Origin of the sequence: Parasphingorhabdus sp. SCSIO 66989, from assembly GCF_032852305.1 — a bacterium.
In the GTDB taxonomy this organism is placed as follows: Bacteria; Pseudomonadota; Alphaproteobacteria; order Sphingomonadales; family Sphingomonadaceae; genus Alterisphingorhabdus; species Alterisphingorhabdus coralli.
In genome coordinates this window covers 2680146-2696937 of sequence record NZ_CP136594.1, presented here as the reverse complement: position 1 = coordinate 2696937, position 16792 = coordinate 2680146, and the positions used below count along the sequence as shown (strand labels likewise).

Annotated in this window: 14 protein-coding genes; 3 read left to right on the top strand and 11 right to left on the bottom strand. The window is 56.3% G+C overall.

Translation table 11 applies throughout. The features are described from left to right. Nucleotides 1-2: 2 nt before the first annotated feature. Both RB602_RS12670 and RB602_RS12665 read right to left on the bottom strand, forming a co-directional pair. Nucleotides 3-896, bottom strand: a complete 894-nt coding sequence (locus RB602_RS12670; RefSeq protein WP_317080951.1) for a hypothetical protein — start codon at nucleotides 894-896, stop codon at nucleotides 3-5. 99 nt (nucleotides 897-995) lie between these two features. Further along, nucleotides 996-2216, bottom strand: a complete 1221-nt coding sequence (locus RB602_RS12665) for a S8 family serine peptidase (RefSeq protein ID WP_317080950.1) — start codon at nucleotides 2214-2216, stop codon at nucleotides 996-998. 149 nt (nucleotides 2217-2365) lie between these two features. Here RB602_RS12665 and RB602_RS12660 point away from each other — a divergent pair, with 149 nt between their 5' ends. Both RB602_RS12660 and RB602_RS12655 read left to right on the top strand, forming a co-directional pair. Beyond that, complete coding sequence (locus RB602_RS12660; RefSeq protein ID WP_317080949.1) at nucleotides 2366-2821, top strand: RNA polymerase sigma factor; 456 nt, start codon at nucleotides 2366-2368, stop codon at nucleotides 2819-2821. Further along, complete coding sequence (locus RB602_RS12655; RefSeq protein WP_317080948.1) at nucleotides 2818-3552, top strand: anti-sigma factor; 735 nt, start codon at nucleotides 2818-2820, stop codon at nucleotides 3550-3552. Before RB602_RS12660 ends, RB602_RS12655 begins: the two co-directional genes overlap by 4 nt. A gap of 83 nt (nucleotides 3553-3635) precedes the next feature. Here the strand turns inward: RB602_RS12655 and RB602_RS12650 are convergent, their stop codons facing one another. The 7 genes from RB602_RS12650 to RB602_RS12620 all read right to left on the bottom strand — a co-directional run bounded on the left by RB602_RS12650 (nucleotide 3636) and on the right by RB602_RS12620 (nucleotide 13346). After that, complete coding sequence (locus RB602_RS12650) at nucleotides 3636-3983, bottom strand: hypothetical protein (RefSeq protein WP_317080947.1); 348 nt, start codon at nucleotides 3981-3983, stop codon at nucleotides 3636-3638. Nucleotides 3984-4187: 204 nt separating this feature from the next. Then, nucleotides 4188-4517: an EF-hand domain-containing protein gene (locus RB602_RS12645; RefSeq protein WP_317080946.1), complete on the bottom strand. Its 330-nt coding sequence runs from the start codon at nucleotides 4515-4517 to the stop codon at nucleotides 4188-4190. Between the two features lie 261 nt (nucleotides 4518-4778). After that, nucleotides 4779-5771 carry a HupE/UreJ family protein gene (locus RB602_RS12640; protein WP_317084530.1) on the bottom strand — a complete coding sequence of 331 codons (993 nt, stop codon included), beginning with the start codon at nucleotides 5769-5771 and terminating at the stop codon, nucleotides 4779-4781. A 5-nt stretch (nucleotides 5772-5776) separates the two neighbouring features. Then, on the bottom strand, nucleotides 5777-6577 hold the full coding sequence (locus tag RB602_RS12635; protein ID WP_317080945.1) for a peptidyl-prolyl cis-trans isomerase: 801 nt from the start codon (nucleotides 6575-6577) through the stop codon (nucleotides 5777-5779). Between the two features lie 9 nt (nucleotides 6578-6586). Continuing rightward, nucleotides 6587-8509 (bottom strand): DUF3604 domain-containing protein, encoded by a 1923-nt coding sequence (locus RB602_RS12630; RefSeq protein ID WP_317080944.1) that lies wholly within the window; start codon nucleotides 8507-8509, stop codon nucleotides 6587-6589. Between the two features lie 214 nt (nucleotides 8510-8723). Beyond that, entirely contained in the window at nucleotides 8724-11066 is a 2343-nt protein-coding gene (locus RB602_RS12625) for a putative bifunctional diguanylate cyclase/phosphodiesterase (RefSeq protein WP_317080943.1), read from the bottom strand. Nucleotides 11067-11159: 93 nt separating this feature from the next. Next, the gene (locus RB602_RS12620; protein ID WP_317080942.1) at nucleotides 11160-13346 is read right to left on the bottom strand and encodes a FecR domain-containing protein; all 2187 of its coding nucleotides are present in this window, start codon (nucleotides 13344-13346) and stop codon (nucleotides 11160-11162) included. 236 nt (nucleotides 13347-13582) lie between these two features. Between RB602_RS12620 and RB602_RS12615 the strand changes: the two genes are divergently transcribed. Further along, nucleotides 13583-15199 (top strand): ShlB/FhaC/HecB family hemolysin secretion/activation protein, encoded by a 1617-nt coding sequence (locus RB602_RS12615; RefSeq protein ID WP_317080941.1) that lies wholly within the window; start codon nucleotides 13583-13585, stop codon nucleotides 15197-15199. Between the two features lie 143 nt (nucleotides 15200-15342). Here the strand turns inward: RB602_RS12615 and RB602_RS12610 are convergent, their stop codons facing one another. Both RB602_RS12610 and RB602_RS12605 read right to left on the bottom strand, forming a co-directional pair. After that, complete coding sequence (locus RB602_RS12610; RefSeq protein ID WP_317080940.1) at nucleotides 15343-15852, bottom strand: winged helix-turn-helix transcriptional regulator; 510 nt, start codon at nucleotides 15850-15852, stop codon at nucleotides 15343-15345. A 5-nt stretch (nucleotides 15853-15857) separates the two neighbouring features. Next, nucleotides 15858-16781, bottom strand: coding sequence for an alpha/beta hydrolase (locus RB602_RS12605; RefSeq protein ID WP_317080939.1), 924 nt, complete (start codon nucleotides 16779-16781; stop codon nucleotides 15858-15860). Between the last annotated feature and the right edge of the window lie 11 nt (nucleotides 16782-16792).

Genomic DNA, 16792 nt, shown 5'->3' with positions numbered 1-16792 from the left:
AATCAGTTGGCAGCGCCATTCTGAGCCGGGGCAGGTTCGGCGGTATCGCTTGCCCGAGCCTGTCCTTCTGCCTCACCAGCCACCAGAGCGTTGCCATTGGCACTGAACATACCAGCGGGCAGGGTGCGGGTGACATTGCCCTGTTGCACCACGACCTGCTGCACTTCGCCGCGGCCATTGGCGACAATCTGCTGCACCTGACCAAGAGACGCGCCGTCGGGCGTCGTCACCGGCATTCCCGGGGTGACTGTCGCGGCACCCTGACCAGCTGATGCAGCGCTGCCAGCAACCGCCAGCGGTGAGGAAATCAACGAAGCCGAGCCATTGCCTTCTGCTGAACCATTGCCGCCCAGAGCGGCTCCGCCGAGCGCGGGCACTACAGGGATCCCGGGCATTGGCGCGCTGCGTGCAAGTCCGGTTGCGGTGGAGGTCGCACGGCCTGCAGCATTGCTCGCCAGATTGCCCGCGCTGCTTGCCGCCGGGCTGATCGCGTCCATCACGGCATTGGTGCCGACAAATTGCGCATTGGCACTGCCTTGGCCACTGGCCTCGCCATATCCTGAAGCGCCTGCCGCGTTGCTAAGAGCAGGGACGGCGAGGTCGGTCAGGCTCGCGGTAGAGCCGGTTAGCGACCCATTGGCGCTGCGGTTGGCGGAAACACTGCCATTGCGGGCATCAACCGACTGGTTGCCGTCAGTGGAAGCGGTACCATCGACCGTGCCACGCACAGTGCGTGTGGTGCGATCGATGGTACTGCTGAAAGAGCTACCAATGGTGCTGTCCAATGTGCCGCGCAGAGAGCCTGTGGCTCCGCCGCCTATGTTGCCAAGCAGCTGTGCATGGGCTGCTACCGGCAGTAGGGCGATGGCGGTTGCTGTAACGATAATCTTTTTCATGATGTCCTATCCTTTCGTCTAATCAGCGGGCCTTTCTCTGACCGCTTGAAAGGAAAACGGATGGGGATTTCGGTTTAATCCATGCATCTGCGAAAATTTTTATTTTTTTCTGCCGCATTCGGCACAGACCAGCCCGCGACCATAGATTTTGTCGGGCCCTTTGGTACCGAGATCACGCGCTTCTGCATCGAGCTGCGCGCGCCAGTTACCGCCGCGTTCCATCGCCGCAGCAATCCGCGCCGCAGCCAATGGCGTGGCAAAGGATGTGCCGCGCAATCTCTTGCGTTTGCCTTTTACGTTCAGGCCATAAACATCCGCACCTGGAGCAGCATAATCCAGATTGAGCGCTCTGCCTGCCTCAATCAGCGCGCGCTCGCGGCGGTCTACGCCTGTGATAGCGACCACACCTGGATAGGATGCGGGGTAAGGAGGCGGTGCTGCGGGGCCGTCATTGCCGACAGCGGCCACCACAACAATGCCCTTGAGTCGCGCCGATTGCACAGCCCGCTCGACCAGCCGGTTGCGGGGCCCGACAAGACTTATCGTCACCACCTTGCTGCCTCGGGCCGTCAGCCAGCCCAGCGCCTTGGCAATGGCCAGCGCATTGCCGCCTGCCGGATCGCTGCCATAGACATCGGCAACACGGATGCGCCTTATACCTGCGTCCCATAACAGGCTGGCTATAGCGCTGCCATGATCTGAGGGCTTGGGCGCCCCGCTGGCAAAACCTTTCTCGCCCAATGTTCTGGTCGCCGCGCCAGGCGCGCCATCGATGATGCCCACTTCGATATTGATTGGCGTTGCACTCTGCATGGCGACCATGGTTGGGACCATTGTCTTTACAGGTTCCATTGTCCCCGCCTGAAAATGCAGATTGTCAGCGCTGATATTGGCATTGGGCGCTATCTCTGCTGCCGCTTGTTGTGCCTCGGCAAGATCAAGCCCCTGCGGCGTGCCAAGCCGCGTGATGCTAAAGTCCAGCCCCTCAATCGTCTCGCGTGCGATCAGGCGAAATCGAGCCTGCTGCAAAAGCGCTAGCTCAGCCTCGGTCAGATCCTGGGCGATGATCTCGCCACGCCGCGCCAGTTCTCCGCGTGCATCGCGTTCGATCAGGTCGCGATTGCGCCGCAGCAGCCGTGACAAGCTCCGCTCGCGGGCGCGCAATAGCTGCTGCGCCTTTCGCTCTACGATGCTGTCTGTATCATCCAATGTATCACCGATCGTGTCGGTGACATCGCCGATAGTATCGCCAACGGGCGGCAACCGGACTTGCCCCGCGGGCAGGTTGAGCTGCGCCGCCAACGGACTCGTCATCAGCATAATACATATCGTTATGGACAGAATCTTGCGCATATTTGCTTATATCCACTTTTTACCCTTACACAGGGATGAAACGAGTGAGCCCAATCGTTTCATCCATATGAAGGTACAAAAAACTGTCCAAGGCATTTGAACAGGAACTGCTCGATTTGCTGCCCCGCTTGCGGCGGTTTGCTATCGGGCTGACCGGTTCAGCGGCTGATGGCGATGATTTGTGCCAATTAACAATTGAACGCGCTCTGACTCGTCGCGACCAGTGGCAGGAGGGGACGCGGCTGGATAGCTGGATGTATCGGATCATGCGCAACATATGTATCGATGAGAAGCGAGCCGGAGCGCGGCGATCACAGACCTTTGTCAGCGAAGATGCGGGGCTGTCGGTCGGCTCGGAAGGGGCACAGGAAGCATCGGTGGAACTCACCATGGTTGACCGCGCGATGCAAAAACTGCCCGAGGATCAGCGCGAAGCGGTCCTTCTGGTGATGGTTGAGGGGTATTCCTACAAAGAGGCTGCAGAGATTGTCGGTTGCCCGGTGGGAACGCTCAACTCGCGCCTGGTGCGCGGGCGCGACGCGCTGCTGGAGCTGTTGGAGGATACGCCATGAGCATCACCGAGGAGCAACTCGCAGCCTATGCCGATGGCGAACTGACTGGTGAAGAAAAATCGCTGGTGGAGACCGCGATTGCCGATGATCCCGCGCTTGCACGCAAGGTAGAGACCCATCGCGCTTTGAAGGAAAAGCTCGGCGCGCACTTTGCCCCGATCCTCGACCAGCCGGTGCCTGACCGGCTCACAGATTTGTTGGCGACCAACGATAAAGGAGCGGCTGACGAGGAAGGCGCTGACGAGGAAGATGGGGCCGAGGTCATCAGCCTAGCCTCTGAACGGCAAAAGCGGAGTTTGCCGCCTGCAATGCGCCGCTGGTTTCCGGTTGCCGGTCCGGCGTTGGCCGCTTCGCTGGTGCTGGCGGTGTGGCAGCCATGGCAAAGCGCCACGCCCGATGGCTATGCCGAAGCACAGCTCGCTTCGGCGCTGGACGACCAGCTTGTCGCAACCCAAGCAACTGATGCCGAGACCCGCATCTTGCTGAGCTTTGAAAATGCAAGTGGTGAGCTGTGCCGCGCCTATCGCGGTAGCGATGCAGGTGGCATTGCCTGTCGCGATGACACAGGCTGGGAGATTAAACAGCGCTTTGAACTGAGCAATGGGCAAAATACCGAATTCCGCCAGGCCGGAAGTGAGTCCGATCTGCTGGCGGCGGCGCAGGAAATGACGGCGGGCGATGCGCTTGATGCCGAGGCGGAGGCTGAGGCGCGCGAGAAGGGCTGGCGCTAAACTGCCAAGCGCAATCGGCACAAAAAAAGGGACCGGCATGGTGACCGGTCCCTTTTTTTCGTTGGGGAGCAGGTAGAGAGCGATTATTCTACCACGGTCACCGTGCCCATACGATAGCCGCGTTCGGCCATTTCTTCGACATAGTGTTTGCGCTCTTCTTGCAATTCCTCGGCATATTCCTCCCAGGCATCGCGCAGGTCATCAACATCATCCGCCTTGCCAAGATCGGAGCGCAATTCCTTCTGCGCCTCGGCAATGTCGATGCGGTAATTGAACCAGTGCTTGTTCTCGATACCGGCAATCGGTGCATTGATGATGCGCTCTTCTTCACTACGCGCCAACGCTTCCTCATACAGCATCGGCATCGTCGCCTGAGCCGTGGTCGCGATAACACCGGCAGCGAGGGCAAGAGCAAATTTTGAAACTGTCATTTTACGTCTCCTCAAAATGAATATCCCCGGTCCTTTTCGACCGGTCATTTAGGAAACGGATGGCGGTGCGGGTTTAATCCAGAGAAAGAAGAAAAAATCTATCTTATCGATCTCAACCAAACGCATCACATGGCAAAGCCATATGATTATCTATGTTCTACAGTAGGATATGTGCCAGATTTGTACCCGGTCACACGAAGAGTTCTATTTCGCAGCAGCGGTTCGCAGTTCGTTCCACGTCACCTTGCCGTCGCCATTTTTGTCGACCCGGCTATAAGCGTAGCTATAAGCGCCCATGCGTTTGATCGTCGGTGCCTGACCAAGACCTGCACTGGCACTCATATCAATGAATTTCTTGAATTCTGACGTAGAGAGAGCGCCATCCTTACTGGCATCTGCGGCAACAAAATTCTTGTGTGCAATCTTTGCTTTGTTTGAGGCGCTCTGTGCCATGGCAGGACCGGCCAATGCCAAGGAGGCAGTTACCAAAAACAGTGACGAAACCGCTGCTATACCGCTGATCTTTCTGGTCATGTTTTTCTCCATCGTTTTGACTGCCGAATATCGGCACAGGGTTCAGAATTGTCGAGAGCCGATAAGTGACAGGTGCCAAACATTGCGGCTGTTAAGGGGGGTGTTGAATCGCTAACTTTTATAGCTAGCTCCCATTAACCCGTCATGAGCACAATTGTAACAGCATCGTTCTTGGCACCGATTGCGTTATCATCCGTCGTGCTAATCTCGATTCCGGCTGTTGCCGTTACCATTATCACCTAGCGTGGTTTCGCCCGGCTTCTAGCCGATAAGCCGCTCGATCAACCAAAAGCTGCCGGTGGTGCCAATAGCGTAAGTAGCGAGTTTGAGGGTGCGGCTTTGCGCTGTCTCCGGGGCACGTCGCAATGCTGCCAGAATAAGCAATGTGATCGCTACGACAAGCAACTGGCCTGCCTCCACCCCCACATTGAAAGCAAAAAGAGCGGTGGCGAGTTGCGTCTGCGGCAAGCCAATATCGGCTAGCGCGCCGGCAAAGCCAAAGCCGTGGACAAGGCCGAATATAAAGGCAACGGCCCAGGGGTAATTGCGCGTCAATGTGCGCTTCTCAGGATCGCGTAGCACCATCGCCACTTCAACCGCTAGAAACACAATCGATAGCGCAATCAGCGCCTCAACCGGTCGACTGGGAAGACCCGAATAACCGAGGATTGTCGCGACGAGGGTGATTGAGTGCGCAATAGTGAAAGCGGTCGCGGCTTTGACTACCGGCCATGGAGTTCGCACCAGCAGAACCAGCGCTATCACGAACAATAAATGGTCCCAGCCAAATACGATATGTTCTGCACCAATGATAAAATAATCGAACAGCACGCTCAGCGGTGACGGTTCGGCCAATATCGTCGCAGATGGTGCATCCGCGGTGAGGCGAAAGCTCTGTGTCGGCGCATCTTGCGGAATGAAGCGGGCGATAGCATCCGATTTGCCAAGGAGTTCACTAAGTCCGAAATTTTCGCCGGCCGGTGCACCCTCACAGACAAGGTTTACACGACCCATCAATGCGGCAGACTGGATGTTTTGCACCGGATCGCCTTGCATCGTGCAATTTTCCGGTATCACCGGCTCCAGTCGGTCCGCAAGGATCGCCGCGCTGCCAATGGCGAGAGTGACTTTCCATTCCAGCGTATATTCGCCTGCCTCAATTTCACGCAGTTCCACAACCGAGGGGCGCAGCTCGTGCGCGGAAACAGGCAATGCCGCCAATATTGCGACCAGGCCAATAAGCAGGCGGATCATGCTGCTCACCGGTCAATATCAATGCGATAAGCGCTGCTCAGCACCTCATAAGCGCGCTCTTTACGCGCCTTTATCTGAGCGCTGCGCCAATCATTGGCGAGAACATCGCGCAAAGCTTCAAATTCAGGCGGTTGCACCACGCGTTCGCGCAATCGCACCAGATGCCAACCAAAGCCAGACCGCAGCGGCCCTTGCCAATTCTCGCCCGGCTCCAGCGCATTTAACCCGATGGTAAATCCCTTGCCAAAGCGTGCCTCTATATCGCGCATGGCAGTCTCTTCTATAGTGCCAGCAAGGCTGGTCGCCTCACCAGTATCAGCGCCGCTGCTCAAGGCAGCTTTTGCCTTGGCCTCGCTGGAGAAGAAACTCTGATCGAAGCTCACCTTGCTATTCGCAGCGCCATAGTCAGCATAAAGCTCGGAATTCTCTTTGAAGAAGGCGCGCAACATCTCTTCAGATGGTTCCGCGGTTTCCGCAGCAAGACTGGCAGACAAATCCATCTTGGAGACCATACGTCGGCGCACAATGGTGTCGCTCTCATCGAGGCCGAGGCGCAGCGCTTCGCGGTAGAGCACTTCTTCACGCACATAGGCGTCTATCGCCTTGTCCAGCTCTGCATCGGTGGGCGAGCGCCCCATGGTCAGCGTCCAGCTCTCGGCGATCTTCTCCTTCTCGCTCGCGCCGACCTTGATAACGCGTGATGCAGGATCAGGGGGCGTACCGCCCCAGGTGAGCGCGATGTAGAGTACTGCACCCAGGATGACGAAATGGACCAGCGGCTCGCGCGCCAGGTTACGAAGGTTCACGCAGCACCCTTATGATTTGGATCTGAGCCAGATAGGCGAGGTATAGGCGCGCTCTTGTGCGACAGCATCCGCCATAGCCTCTTTAGACAGGGTGATCCCGAAACGCACCGCGTCGAACAGCGTCCAGCGCGGTGTCGGGATTTCCAGAACACGCACATAATAGAAAGCGCGCTGGTTCGGGCGGTAATCGGGATCGGTCCAGACAGTGCGCAGTTCCGCCGCGCCAATGGAGTTGCTGTAGGTCGCGTCATCGCGGTTCACCGTGTCGCCAACAGCGGGAACGCTTCCGCTGCTTCTGCGTCGGCTGTCCATGTCGCTCCACACCACATCATAAATCTGCTCTTGCATCTCGCCGGCAGCATTGAGCCAGCCCTTGATAACCTGAACCCGGTCAAGATTGGCACCGTCAGGGTCTTTCAAAGCGCTGATAAGAAAGCTGGGGGCATTGCCTTCATCATCCAGTTCGCCGCCCATCGGCACGCCGCGTGTATAGCCTGCGCGCACCCAATCGCCGTCCCAATCATCCTCGGTAAAGTCGAACCCGCCAAAAATGCGCACAGTCATGCGCGGACCAGTTGTGGCGTAAACCTCGCGCCGGGCAAAGGCGTCAAAAATCTCCGCCCGCGTATTGCCGCGCGCCCATGCTGCTGCATAACCACCGGCAAGATAGTGCCAGCCAAAGCGGCCTTCACGCGTGCCCAGATTCTGCCCCTCATTGGCGCGATCTGTATAGGCCTGTTCGTTGCCGGTATGCTTGCCCCAGAAATTGTCCTCATCACCCGTTGCAAGCGAGGTGTGGCTGTCGGTTGCTCCGATCATGCCAAAGGCATAGGGGTTAACGCCCAATTGCTGTTCCAGAGTAAGGCCACGCATCAGCGCAGAGCGGGCATAAGAGCCAGCATACATGGACGGCACCGTCTTCTCGGTCAGTGACAAATTGCCGAAATCCCAACCCTTGACGCCAAAATCCGCCATCTCGTCATTGGGGGACAGATAAGGGTGGGTTTCGCTGTCTCCCTTTATCTGCGTCACTTCAACCACCGGCTCAGCCCAAGCGCGCAAAGCGGCATATTCAGGCGTCATGGGTGAACCATCTTCCATGGTCATCTGGAACATCAGGCCATTGGAAACATTGGAATTATGCGGGATAGCCAGCACTCTGCCACCGGTCTTTTTTTCATAGCCGCGCATATATTCCCACAGTTGCGGCGCAGTGGTGGCAATGCCGGGAAAAGGCTCAGTCTGGCGGGTCCTGTCGCTGCCATCGCGGAACATAACGACCCGATGCAGATTGTTTCCATTGGGCATCGCCGTCCACTCATAGCCTGCAAGGGCTGTGAAAACGCCGGGTTCATTGTAGCGGTCAAGAATGCTTAGCTGGGTGTTCCAAATGTCCTTGGTCGCCTCTCTTGCGGCTTCAGGATCCGCAAATGCTTCGGGCACATTTCCTGTTGCTGCAGCGTCAATCAGCTCGCCAACCGCCTTGGTCGATTGCTCGGGGCTTTCGTGCATCATGTCATACCAGCGCAGCACCGTCTCATCACCGATAACCCAGTTCACATACCAACGCGGGGCATCATAAAGGCGGCGGGTCGCACCCAGAGCGTCGGAATGGTCAGCGATAACCAGAAAATCCAGCGGCCGCGCCAGTTGTGTCTCCGCACCAGTAGTAGCCGTGACCTTTTCACCACGCGCAAAGCGCAACGCCGCTTCCGGTCCAAGCCTGGTACCAAAGCCAAAAGCATCGACAGAGTTATCAGTATGCAGATGCGTGTCGCCCCAATAGGGCCGATCGGGGAACTCTGCGAGCTCTATGGTGTCAGTGCCATCCCCTGATTGGGTTTCGCTTACATCCGGCTCGCTCTCCGAGCAGCCCGCAACGCCGATTGCCAAAATGCTCGCAAGCGCAAGCGTACTCCATGCCTGTCGCACAAGCCTCTCCTATTTTGTGTATTTTTACCTAATCATCGTCCGGGATCAAGGACCCGTCAAGCGCCTTCGTTTCTGGAAATGAGAAGATAGGGAATCGAACCAGCTATAAACGTGCATCTTGTCACAGCACTTTCTAACCCTGATTAATCGATACAGGCTATGGTTTCGGGCTGGCGGCGCTTCGCCTAACCTAAGCCCGCTTCATGCTGTAATCTTAAGCAGAAGCCCTTATGAATTGAGAGCAAGACAGAAACGCCTGTCCGAATGCATTCGCATCTATTGGCTTGCCTATATGCCAACCTTGGACAACGTCACAACCATAGCTTGAGAGCAGCGTCAGGGTATCTTCGTCTTCCACCCCTTCAGCGACGACCTTGAAGTGCATTTTATGCGCCATGGCTATTGTCGAGCCCACCATCACTCTGTCGGCCTCGTTGGCAATGATGGCGCGGACAAAGGTCTGGTCGATTTTGATTTCGTCCGCAGGGAAATCGCGCAAATAGGTGAGGGATGACTGCCCTGTGCCATAATCATCAATCGATATCTTGATGCCCTGAGCCCTGAGATCAGAGAGAACACGCGCAGCGGCTTCCAGATCTTGAATGGATGCTGTCTCGGTAATCTCAAAGGTGAGCAATGCGTTATCAACTGTCGAGCGGGAAATGGCTTCCAGCGCGTCACTTATGAAGCGGTTATCTCCCAAAAGCGCGACCGAGACATTTATCGAGCAATTAATATCATGGCCCTGAAGCGACCAGTTCGCGATGTCGACCAAAGCGGATTTCAGAATATGGAGGGTAAGATCAGCAATGCGTCCCTCTTGCTCCAACAGCGGTATGAACCGATCCGGACCGATAGTGCCGAGTTCAGGATGGTGCCAGCGAGCGAGCGCTTCAGCCGAAGCGATATGCCGGGTGCGGACATCCATTTTCGGCTGATAAGCGACCCATATCTGGCCTTCTGCAATGGCCTGATCCAGATCATTCAATATTTGGAGCTTCTCATGCACGATTGCGTTGAGATCGCTGCTATATGCCAGCCAGCGATAGCCGAGTTCCATCGCCTTGGTCGCTGCGACATTGGCCCCCGCCAGAAGCCGGACCCAGCCAATATCCTCGCCATTATGATAGCCGCACACCGCCTTCACCCGCAGTTTGCGCTGGCCTGTCTGCACAGGTTGCAGGAAGAAGGCTGAGACCGTCTCAAAATAGTCTGACAGATTGGGCAGATTGTCCTCCGGGACTATCCATGCAAGCTGATCATCGCCGGTGCGGTAAATCCTGCCTTGATCAGCCAATAGGCTAAGGCGCTCTGCCATAGCGCATAACAGGGCCTTCAACTCTTGCTGGCTGCAGTCAGCGGTCAGGTCACTATAGTTGGCGATATGCAGCGCTGCGATATGATGCTGTTGCTCCGATATCTCGAGATTCTGGGCATTGGGCAGGCCGGTAAGGCCGTCATGGTGGCGTGCCTGTTGCATATTGCTGATGGCCGTCTGCACCATGCGGACGAAAACATAGCTGAAGCAAAGCAGCAGCGCATTGCCTATCGGAACATAAGCGAGGGCGGAGAAATAGGCGGCGAAATGCGTAACGATCAGAGCGATGACCAGTGTGATTGGCACAAGCGCTGCGTCACGCACACGCGTTCTGCGGCTTTTGCGAAACAGCAGTATAGCAAGGACCAGAGCTGTTGCGAGAAAGGTCAGCCAACCGCTGACTTGCGGCATATCGCTACCATTTTTCAAGGTTTCCGATGCGAGAGCGTGGATATAGACGCCAGGTATCACGCCATATCCGGGTGATGCATAATGATCACCCAATTCAATCGCCGTTGCACCGACCAGCACCGTTCGGTCCTCGATCAGGGCTTTATCGGTCTTGCCCTCCAACACATCAATCACACTGACGCTGTCAAAGCTGGCCATGTCTATTGCCTGATCAATTCTGAAATCCTTACCAATCTCGCCATTGCTTTCGGCGATCAGGGCACCAAGGGCGGGGCGTACCGTGCCGCCAGTTAACTCGCCATAGCCATAATGCTCGACCTGACCGGCTTCATTGGGGTGAACATTGACCGAGGCCAATAGCGCATTTTCGCGCAATATCTGCAATGGCAGATTCTCGATATGCGCAGACACATTGGCGCCTTGCTTCTGGCGAAAAGTGGCGAGCACAATGTTGGCATCGCTATTGGCTATCGCACTCGCCAGTTGCTGGTCAGACTGGGGCTCGGAGGCTGCCGAAAAATCGACATCAAAGGCAATCTGCCGTGCGCCCTGCTGTGACAATTGCTCGATCAGTTCGGCATAAATATCCCGTGGCCATGGCCAGCGACCGATCTTTTGAAGCGAATTGGCATCGATCTCGACAATGACCAGATCATCCGACGCATTTTTGCTCGAAAGCATATTGCGGACGCTGTCTACGGTACGATCCAATGCGCTGCCGCCACTGGCCATCACCAGCAGGATCGATAGCAAAACGGCAATGGCAGACGCGATTATGCGCAGCGTATAGCCGTCTGACAATAGTATCGATTGCGCATTAAACCGCACGGATCAGCCTTTTCGTTGTGCCAATCATTGACCGATAAGCGGTTAGTCCTAATGCGCGGTTAAATATGCTGTTGGTGGCTTTCGGTTCTTACCTCAATCGGGGTTGGCGAAGCGTCCTCTACCCCTGCCTTGGCCGAGAGGCGTGTCTTCAACACCCCATTCCAGATCGTCCGGGGCGGAGGCGTCTGGCTCATAGCTATCATTATAATCTCCATTTTCTCGACCTGCAGCATATTCTTCAAAGTCAACATAGGCATTATTGCCGGTGACCTCGTCGACTATATCCTCAACGACATCCAAGAGTCCTTTGTCGTTGCCGTTGCCCTGACCATTGCCATTGCCGTTTCCGTTCCCGTTCCCGTTCCCGTTCCCGTTCCCGTTCCCGTTCCCGTTCCCGTTATTACCCGGTTCGTCATAGTCGGGATCGTTGTAATCGGGATCGGTATAGTCGGGGTCATTATAGTCCGGGTCGGTATAGTCATCGGCGTCGTTGCCATTGCCATTGCCCTGGCCATTGCCGTTGCCTTGGCCGTTCCCATTGCCCTGACCGTTGCCACCGCCATTACCATTGCCGTTATTGCCCGGCTCGTCATAGTCGGGGTCGTCGTAATCGGGGTCGGTATAGTCTGGATCGTCGTAATCGGGATCATTATAGTCCGGGTCGTTGTAGTCCGGGTCGGTATAGTCATCGGCGTCGTTGCCGTTGCCGTTGCCTTGGCCATTCCCGTTGCCGTTGCCTTGGCCGTTCCCATTGCCCTGACCGTTCCCACCGCCATTGCCATTGCCGTTATTGCCCGGCTCGTCATAGTCGGGGTCGTCGTAATCGGGGTCGGTATAGTCTGGATCGTCGTAATCGGGATCATTATAGTCCGGGTCGTTGTAGTCCGGGTCGGTATAGTCATCGGCGTCGTTGCCGTTGCCGTTCCCGTTGCCCTGACCATTCCCGTTGCCTTGGCCATTACCTGGACCATTACCATTTCCTGGGTTGCCTTCATCTACGCCGTCAGGGCCATTGCCATGGCCGTTATTGCCATCGTCGGCTTCGGTGCCTTCGTCTGGCGCATTGTTACCATCACCAGGCTGATCGACGGGCATATCGCCATCATCGCTGTCTGCAGGCTCATCATCACCCGGAACAGGAGCGTCCGGAGTATCGTCCGCATCTCCCGCGTCAAAGTCCTCGGCCCCGCCATCATTTGCCGGCTGGTCGTTTTCTACGCTGTCATCGGTGTCATCGATGTCGCTGCCGACATCATCATTATCTGCAGCTGGTCCATCATCGTCCGATACGCTTTCATCGGCTATATCGCCTTCGCTATCGGCCGTACCGCCATCGGTATCTGGCTGTTCTGCATCGACATCTGCGTCGTCATCAACGGTGGATCCATCATCGGTGTCGTCCGAAGCATTATCGTCTCTACCGCCTTGGTTCAAAACAGCCTCAACCTCAGGCACAGGGGCAGGGGAGGCGGCATTGGCATCGTCTGCTGCGACAGCGTCGGTGTCATCATTTGCTGCTTCAGACAAACGCCCTGTGATCAGCCCGTTAGTCTCATAACCCAGATCAACCGGTGCGTTGAGCATCTCGCGCACAACAGGCGGCCCTGCAACCACATTGGAAGCCGAAGCGACGGTAACTGCCGGAGCCGGGTTCTGCGCTACCGGTGTAGCTGGTTGTAGCGGAGCCTGTGGACGGTTCGGCGATTCCAGGCGGCGGCCATTGTCGCCGCGTATCATCAGGCTATAGGGGTCGTCTCGCTCTACCAGACCGATATCGCCGGGCCGCAACACCTCTATCGCACCGCCATCCAGCGTGGCCACCTCGACCGCACCTTCGGTGACCTGCACCGTTGCTGCGCCCTCAGAGACATTGACGCTGAACGTCGTGCCTTTGACGACAGCCGCCATATAGGGCGTTTTCACCCCGAAATGCTGATCCTTGCGTTTGTCGACCTTGAACAGTGAATTGCCAAAATATTGAATAATCTGTGTTACCAGACTGTCGGGTTTCTCTTCCGCCACCTTCAGATGGCTACCTGGCGAAACGACAATGTATTGCTCGCCACGCGTCAAAACGGCGCGACCTTTGCGGCCGGTTTTGATCGCATCCCCTACAGTCAGCTGGCCGCCTTGGACCGCGACTTTGGTAACGCCCTTCTTAATCACACTGACCTGGCCATGTGATTCGCTGATCGTCCAAGGCCCGCTATTGGCCATTGCCGCACTGCTGAACAGCAGCCCGAAAAGTAGCAAAATAGCGGCGATTGCGCGTTTCAACATGGTCCATATCCCATCGTAAAATACTTAATGCACAATTGTGCATGTGATCTGTGTTACGACGGTCAATTACACAGCAGATTAAGCTAGCCTGTTGAAATACATGGTTTACGTCACGATAACCATGTTGCCGAGCGTATCCTTAATGCCCTGTTCGCCATATGGGCAGGATGTCACGACGACCTTTTCCCGGGCTTGTATATTCAAGTGGCGGTGCTTCGGCGCTGGCGCTGTTGTGCATGCCTGTCGTTGCACAGGCGGAGGTTGCTGCGTTACAGGCAGATACAAGCACAGCCGCTGCGCCTGAAGCCGAAGCACAGGATAAGCCGGACAGCATAGTGCGTCCTGTTCAGCTCGCTTTGGCTGCTGCAGACCAGCCAAGACCAGACATTGCCGACTTGCAAAGCCGCGACGGAGGCTTGCTGATCGGTTCCATCGCCATTGAAGGCACAGAAGAACTCGGCGCAGATGTTTTTGCTTCCGTTGTCGAGGCGAATGTCGGCGAGGTGATGCAGGATGATGATCTGCGCCGTGTGATTCAGGAGGTCTCCACTATTGCGCGTGATCAAGGCTATGTCTTCGCAACCGCGCGTCTGCCCGAGCAGGCGGTCGAGCATGGTATTTTGACAATTGAAATCAATGAAGGCCGGATCGATGAAGTGCGGGTCAAAGGCTCTGACAATCCGGCGCTGCAGCGTTTTCTTGCGCCGCTGGAAGGCACCATCGCGCGTAGTGATGTGATCGAACGCCGCATATTGCTGGCGGGCGACCTGCCAGAAATACGCATGGGCCGAACCCGTTTCCTCAAGGAAAAAGGCAAAAATATCCTCGAGGTCAGGGTGCGCGAGCGCGAGGATCGCGTCCGTGCATCGGTCGACAATTATGGCTCACAGCGTATAGGCCCGACACGCGCTCGTCTAAGCTATGATTTCAGCGGCTTTTTTGATGGCAGCGATCGCGGCTCTGCGAGCGTGCGCAGCAACCCGTTGGATCCTGACGAATTTGCTTTTGCCAGCGCGTCCTATTCCATCGGTTTTGGCGCAGATGGCACGCGCGTTGGCATTGCCGGTTCTATCGGCACCAACCAGCCGGGTGGCGGTTTTGTCAATGTCGAAGGCGATACCGAATTTGTCGAAGTCTTTGCCAGCCGCCCGATCAGCCGGTCACGCGATGCCAGCCTGTGGGTCGATGCGCGGATCGCTTATCTCTCAGTAGAGCAGGATGATGTCATCGGTCTGCTGCGTCAGGACAATCAGGTAACGTTCTCGATCGGGCTATCTTCCAACGTGAAGCTGTTTTCCGGCCGCTTGCGCGCCGGGACATCGCTGATTCAAGGCCTTGATCTTTTCAACGCCACACGTATGGGCAGCCGCTTTGCTTCGCGCTTTGATGGTGATGCAGTGTTTACCGCGGGCAATTACTACGCCAATTGGCGCGGCCGTCTGGGGGGAAATTGGGGCGCATTGCTGGGCGTTGAGGGCCAAATCGCCAACCGTCCACTGCTTGCCGCGCAGGAGTTCAACATTGGCGGTCCGTTCAGCGTACGCGGCTTTGATTTTGCCGAACTGGCAGGCGATAATGGCTTGGCTGCCATTGCCGAGATTAATTACACTTTCCGCAAGCCCAATAGCTGGATCAGCTGGCTGCAACCCTATGCCTTTGTCGATGGCGGCTATGTCGATAATCTGCGGCGGACAAGGGGAGGGGGATCACTTATCTCCAGCGGCATCGGCATACGCGGCGATGCCGGCCCGATTAACTTCGAACTGGAAGGCGCAGTCCCCCTAAACCGCGACCGCGACCAAAGCGAGGATCGCAGCCCTCATCTCAATCTGCGCGTGGGGATTGATCTGTGAAGCAACCCTTTTGTAATCTTTGGTGATCTATCAGCAATTATGGTGTTTCGGCGATTACGCATTCTAAGCCTAGTGCCCTTACCCTGATGAAACGACACTTGGACAGTCGTTTGCTATTCGAGAAGTCCGGGAATGGCCTAGTCCTAACCGTCCGCCAGCCTCTCATTGCGCGCCATCTCTTCCGCAAGCCGCCGATTATTGGCATTAGCGCCTTTGCCTGGGGTTAATGTCACATCGGCCATAGAGAGTTCGCAGCCGTTGGTGTCTGTGACACGGACCTTTTGGATTGGCGCGCCCTTCTGCTTGTCAATTATGTTGTAAGGCTCTTTATCATTGCCAAAAACCCACTCATCGCTCCATTGCGCCAGGCCGATCATGATTGGGAAAAGGGCTTGGCCTTTATCCGTCAGGGTATATTCCGAACGTGACGTGCCGAGTCCTATTGGGCGTTTCGCCAGCACACCGTGCTTGATGAGATGCTCTAACCTTTGGGTGAGGATGTTCTTGGATATGCCAAGATTGTCAGCAAAGGCGGAAAATGTCTTCACGCCGAAAAAGGCATCGCGCACGATCATGATAGACCACTTATCGCCAATCGCTTCGGCTGCCTGGGCCCAGCTGCAATTCAGATGTTCAAGGGACTTTCTGGTCATGGCTCTTAGTTGAGTGACTCTGCCAGAAAATCAACTGCTGATCGGGTAAAGGCTTTAGAAATGCTGGCGTCGGGTTGGATCACTTCAAAGGCATGAGGCACGCCCTCGACTTGCTCGAGCTTACAATCAACGCCTGCCGCTATAAGCCTTTGCGCATAGTCACCATCTTCCTGACAAAACAGATCAAGCGCGCATTGGCCGATCCATGTCGGGGGTAATCCGCCAAGGTCATCACGTCTTGCCGCAGAAGCATAGGGTGGCAATTGTGCTGCGCCAACTTTATGCGGTGAGAGATAGGCATTCCAGGCAACACGATTGGCCCTGTTATTCCAGATGAAGTGATTGATCCGGTCGAGGCTCTGATCTGCAGCCACCCGGTCGTCCAGCATAGGATAGAATAATATCTGCGAACGCGGCTGGACATCGCTCTCATCAGAAATCCATTGCACCAATGAGGCAGCCAGCCCTCCGCCCGCGCTATTGCCGCCGACGGCAAGCCGTTCAGTATCGATGCCTATACCAGGCCCTTCCTCGAGCAACCATCGCCATGCGCGTTGTGAGTCCTCCAAAGCGGCAGGGAAGGGGTGTTTTGGTGCGAGACGATATGTTGGCACAAAGACGCTTGCGCCGCTGTGCAGAGCGATCATACTGGCCAGAGCGTTGAGATGCTCGGGCTTTCCGGCCAAAAAGCCACCGCCGTAAAACCACAACACCGCGGCACGGCTGGCCTTAGCCTTGTTGGTATAGGCCAGCATTTCCACATCGCCGGAAGATACTTTTTCGACCCTAACGCCATCCATCAGAGGTGAACGTGAGGCGACATTATAGGCCATGCGCGCAAGCGGCAGAAAGATGCGCGAGGCGAAAGGCAGCCTTGGCAATCGGGCAATGGCATCGCGGATTTCAGGATTCAGCAGGTCTGGACTCATCTTGCCATCCT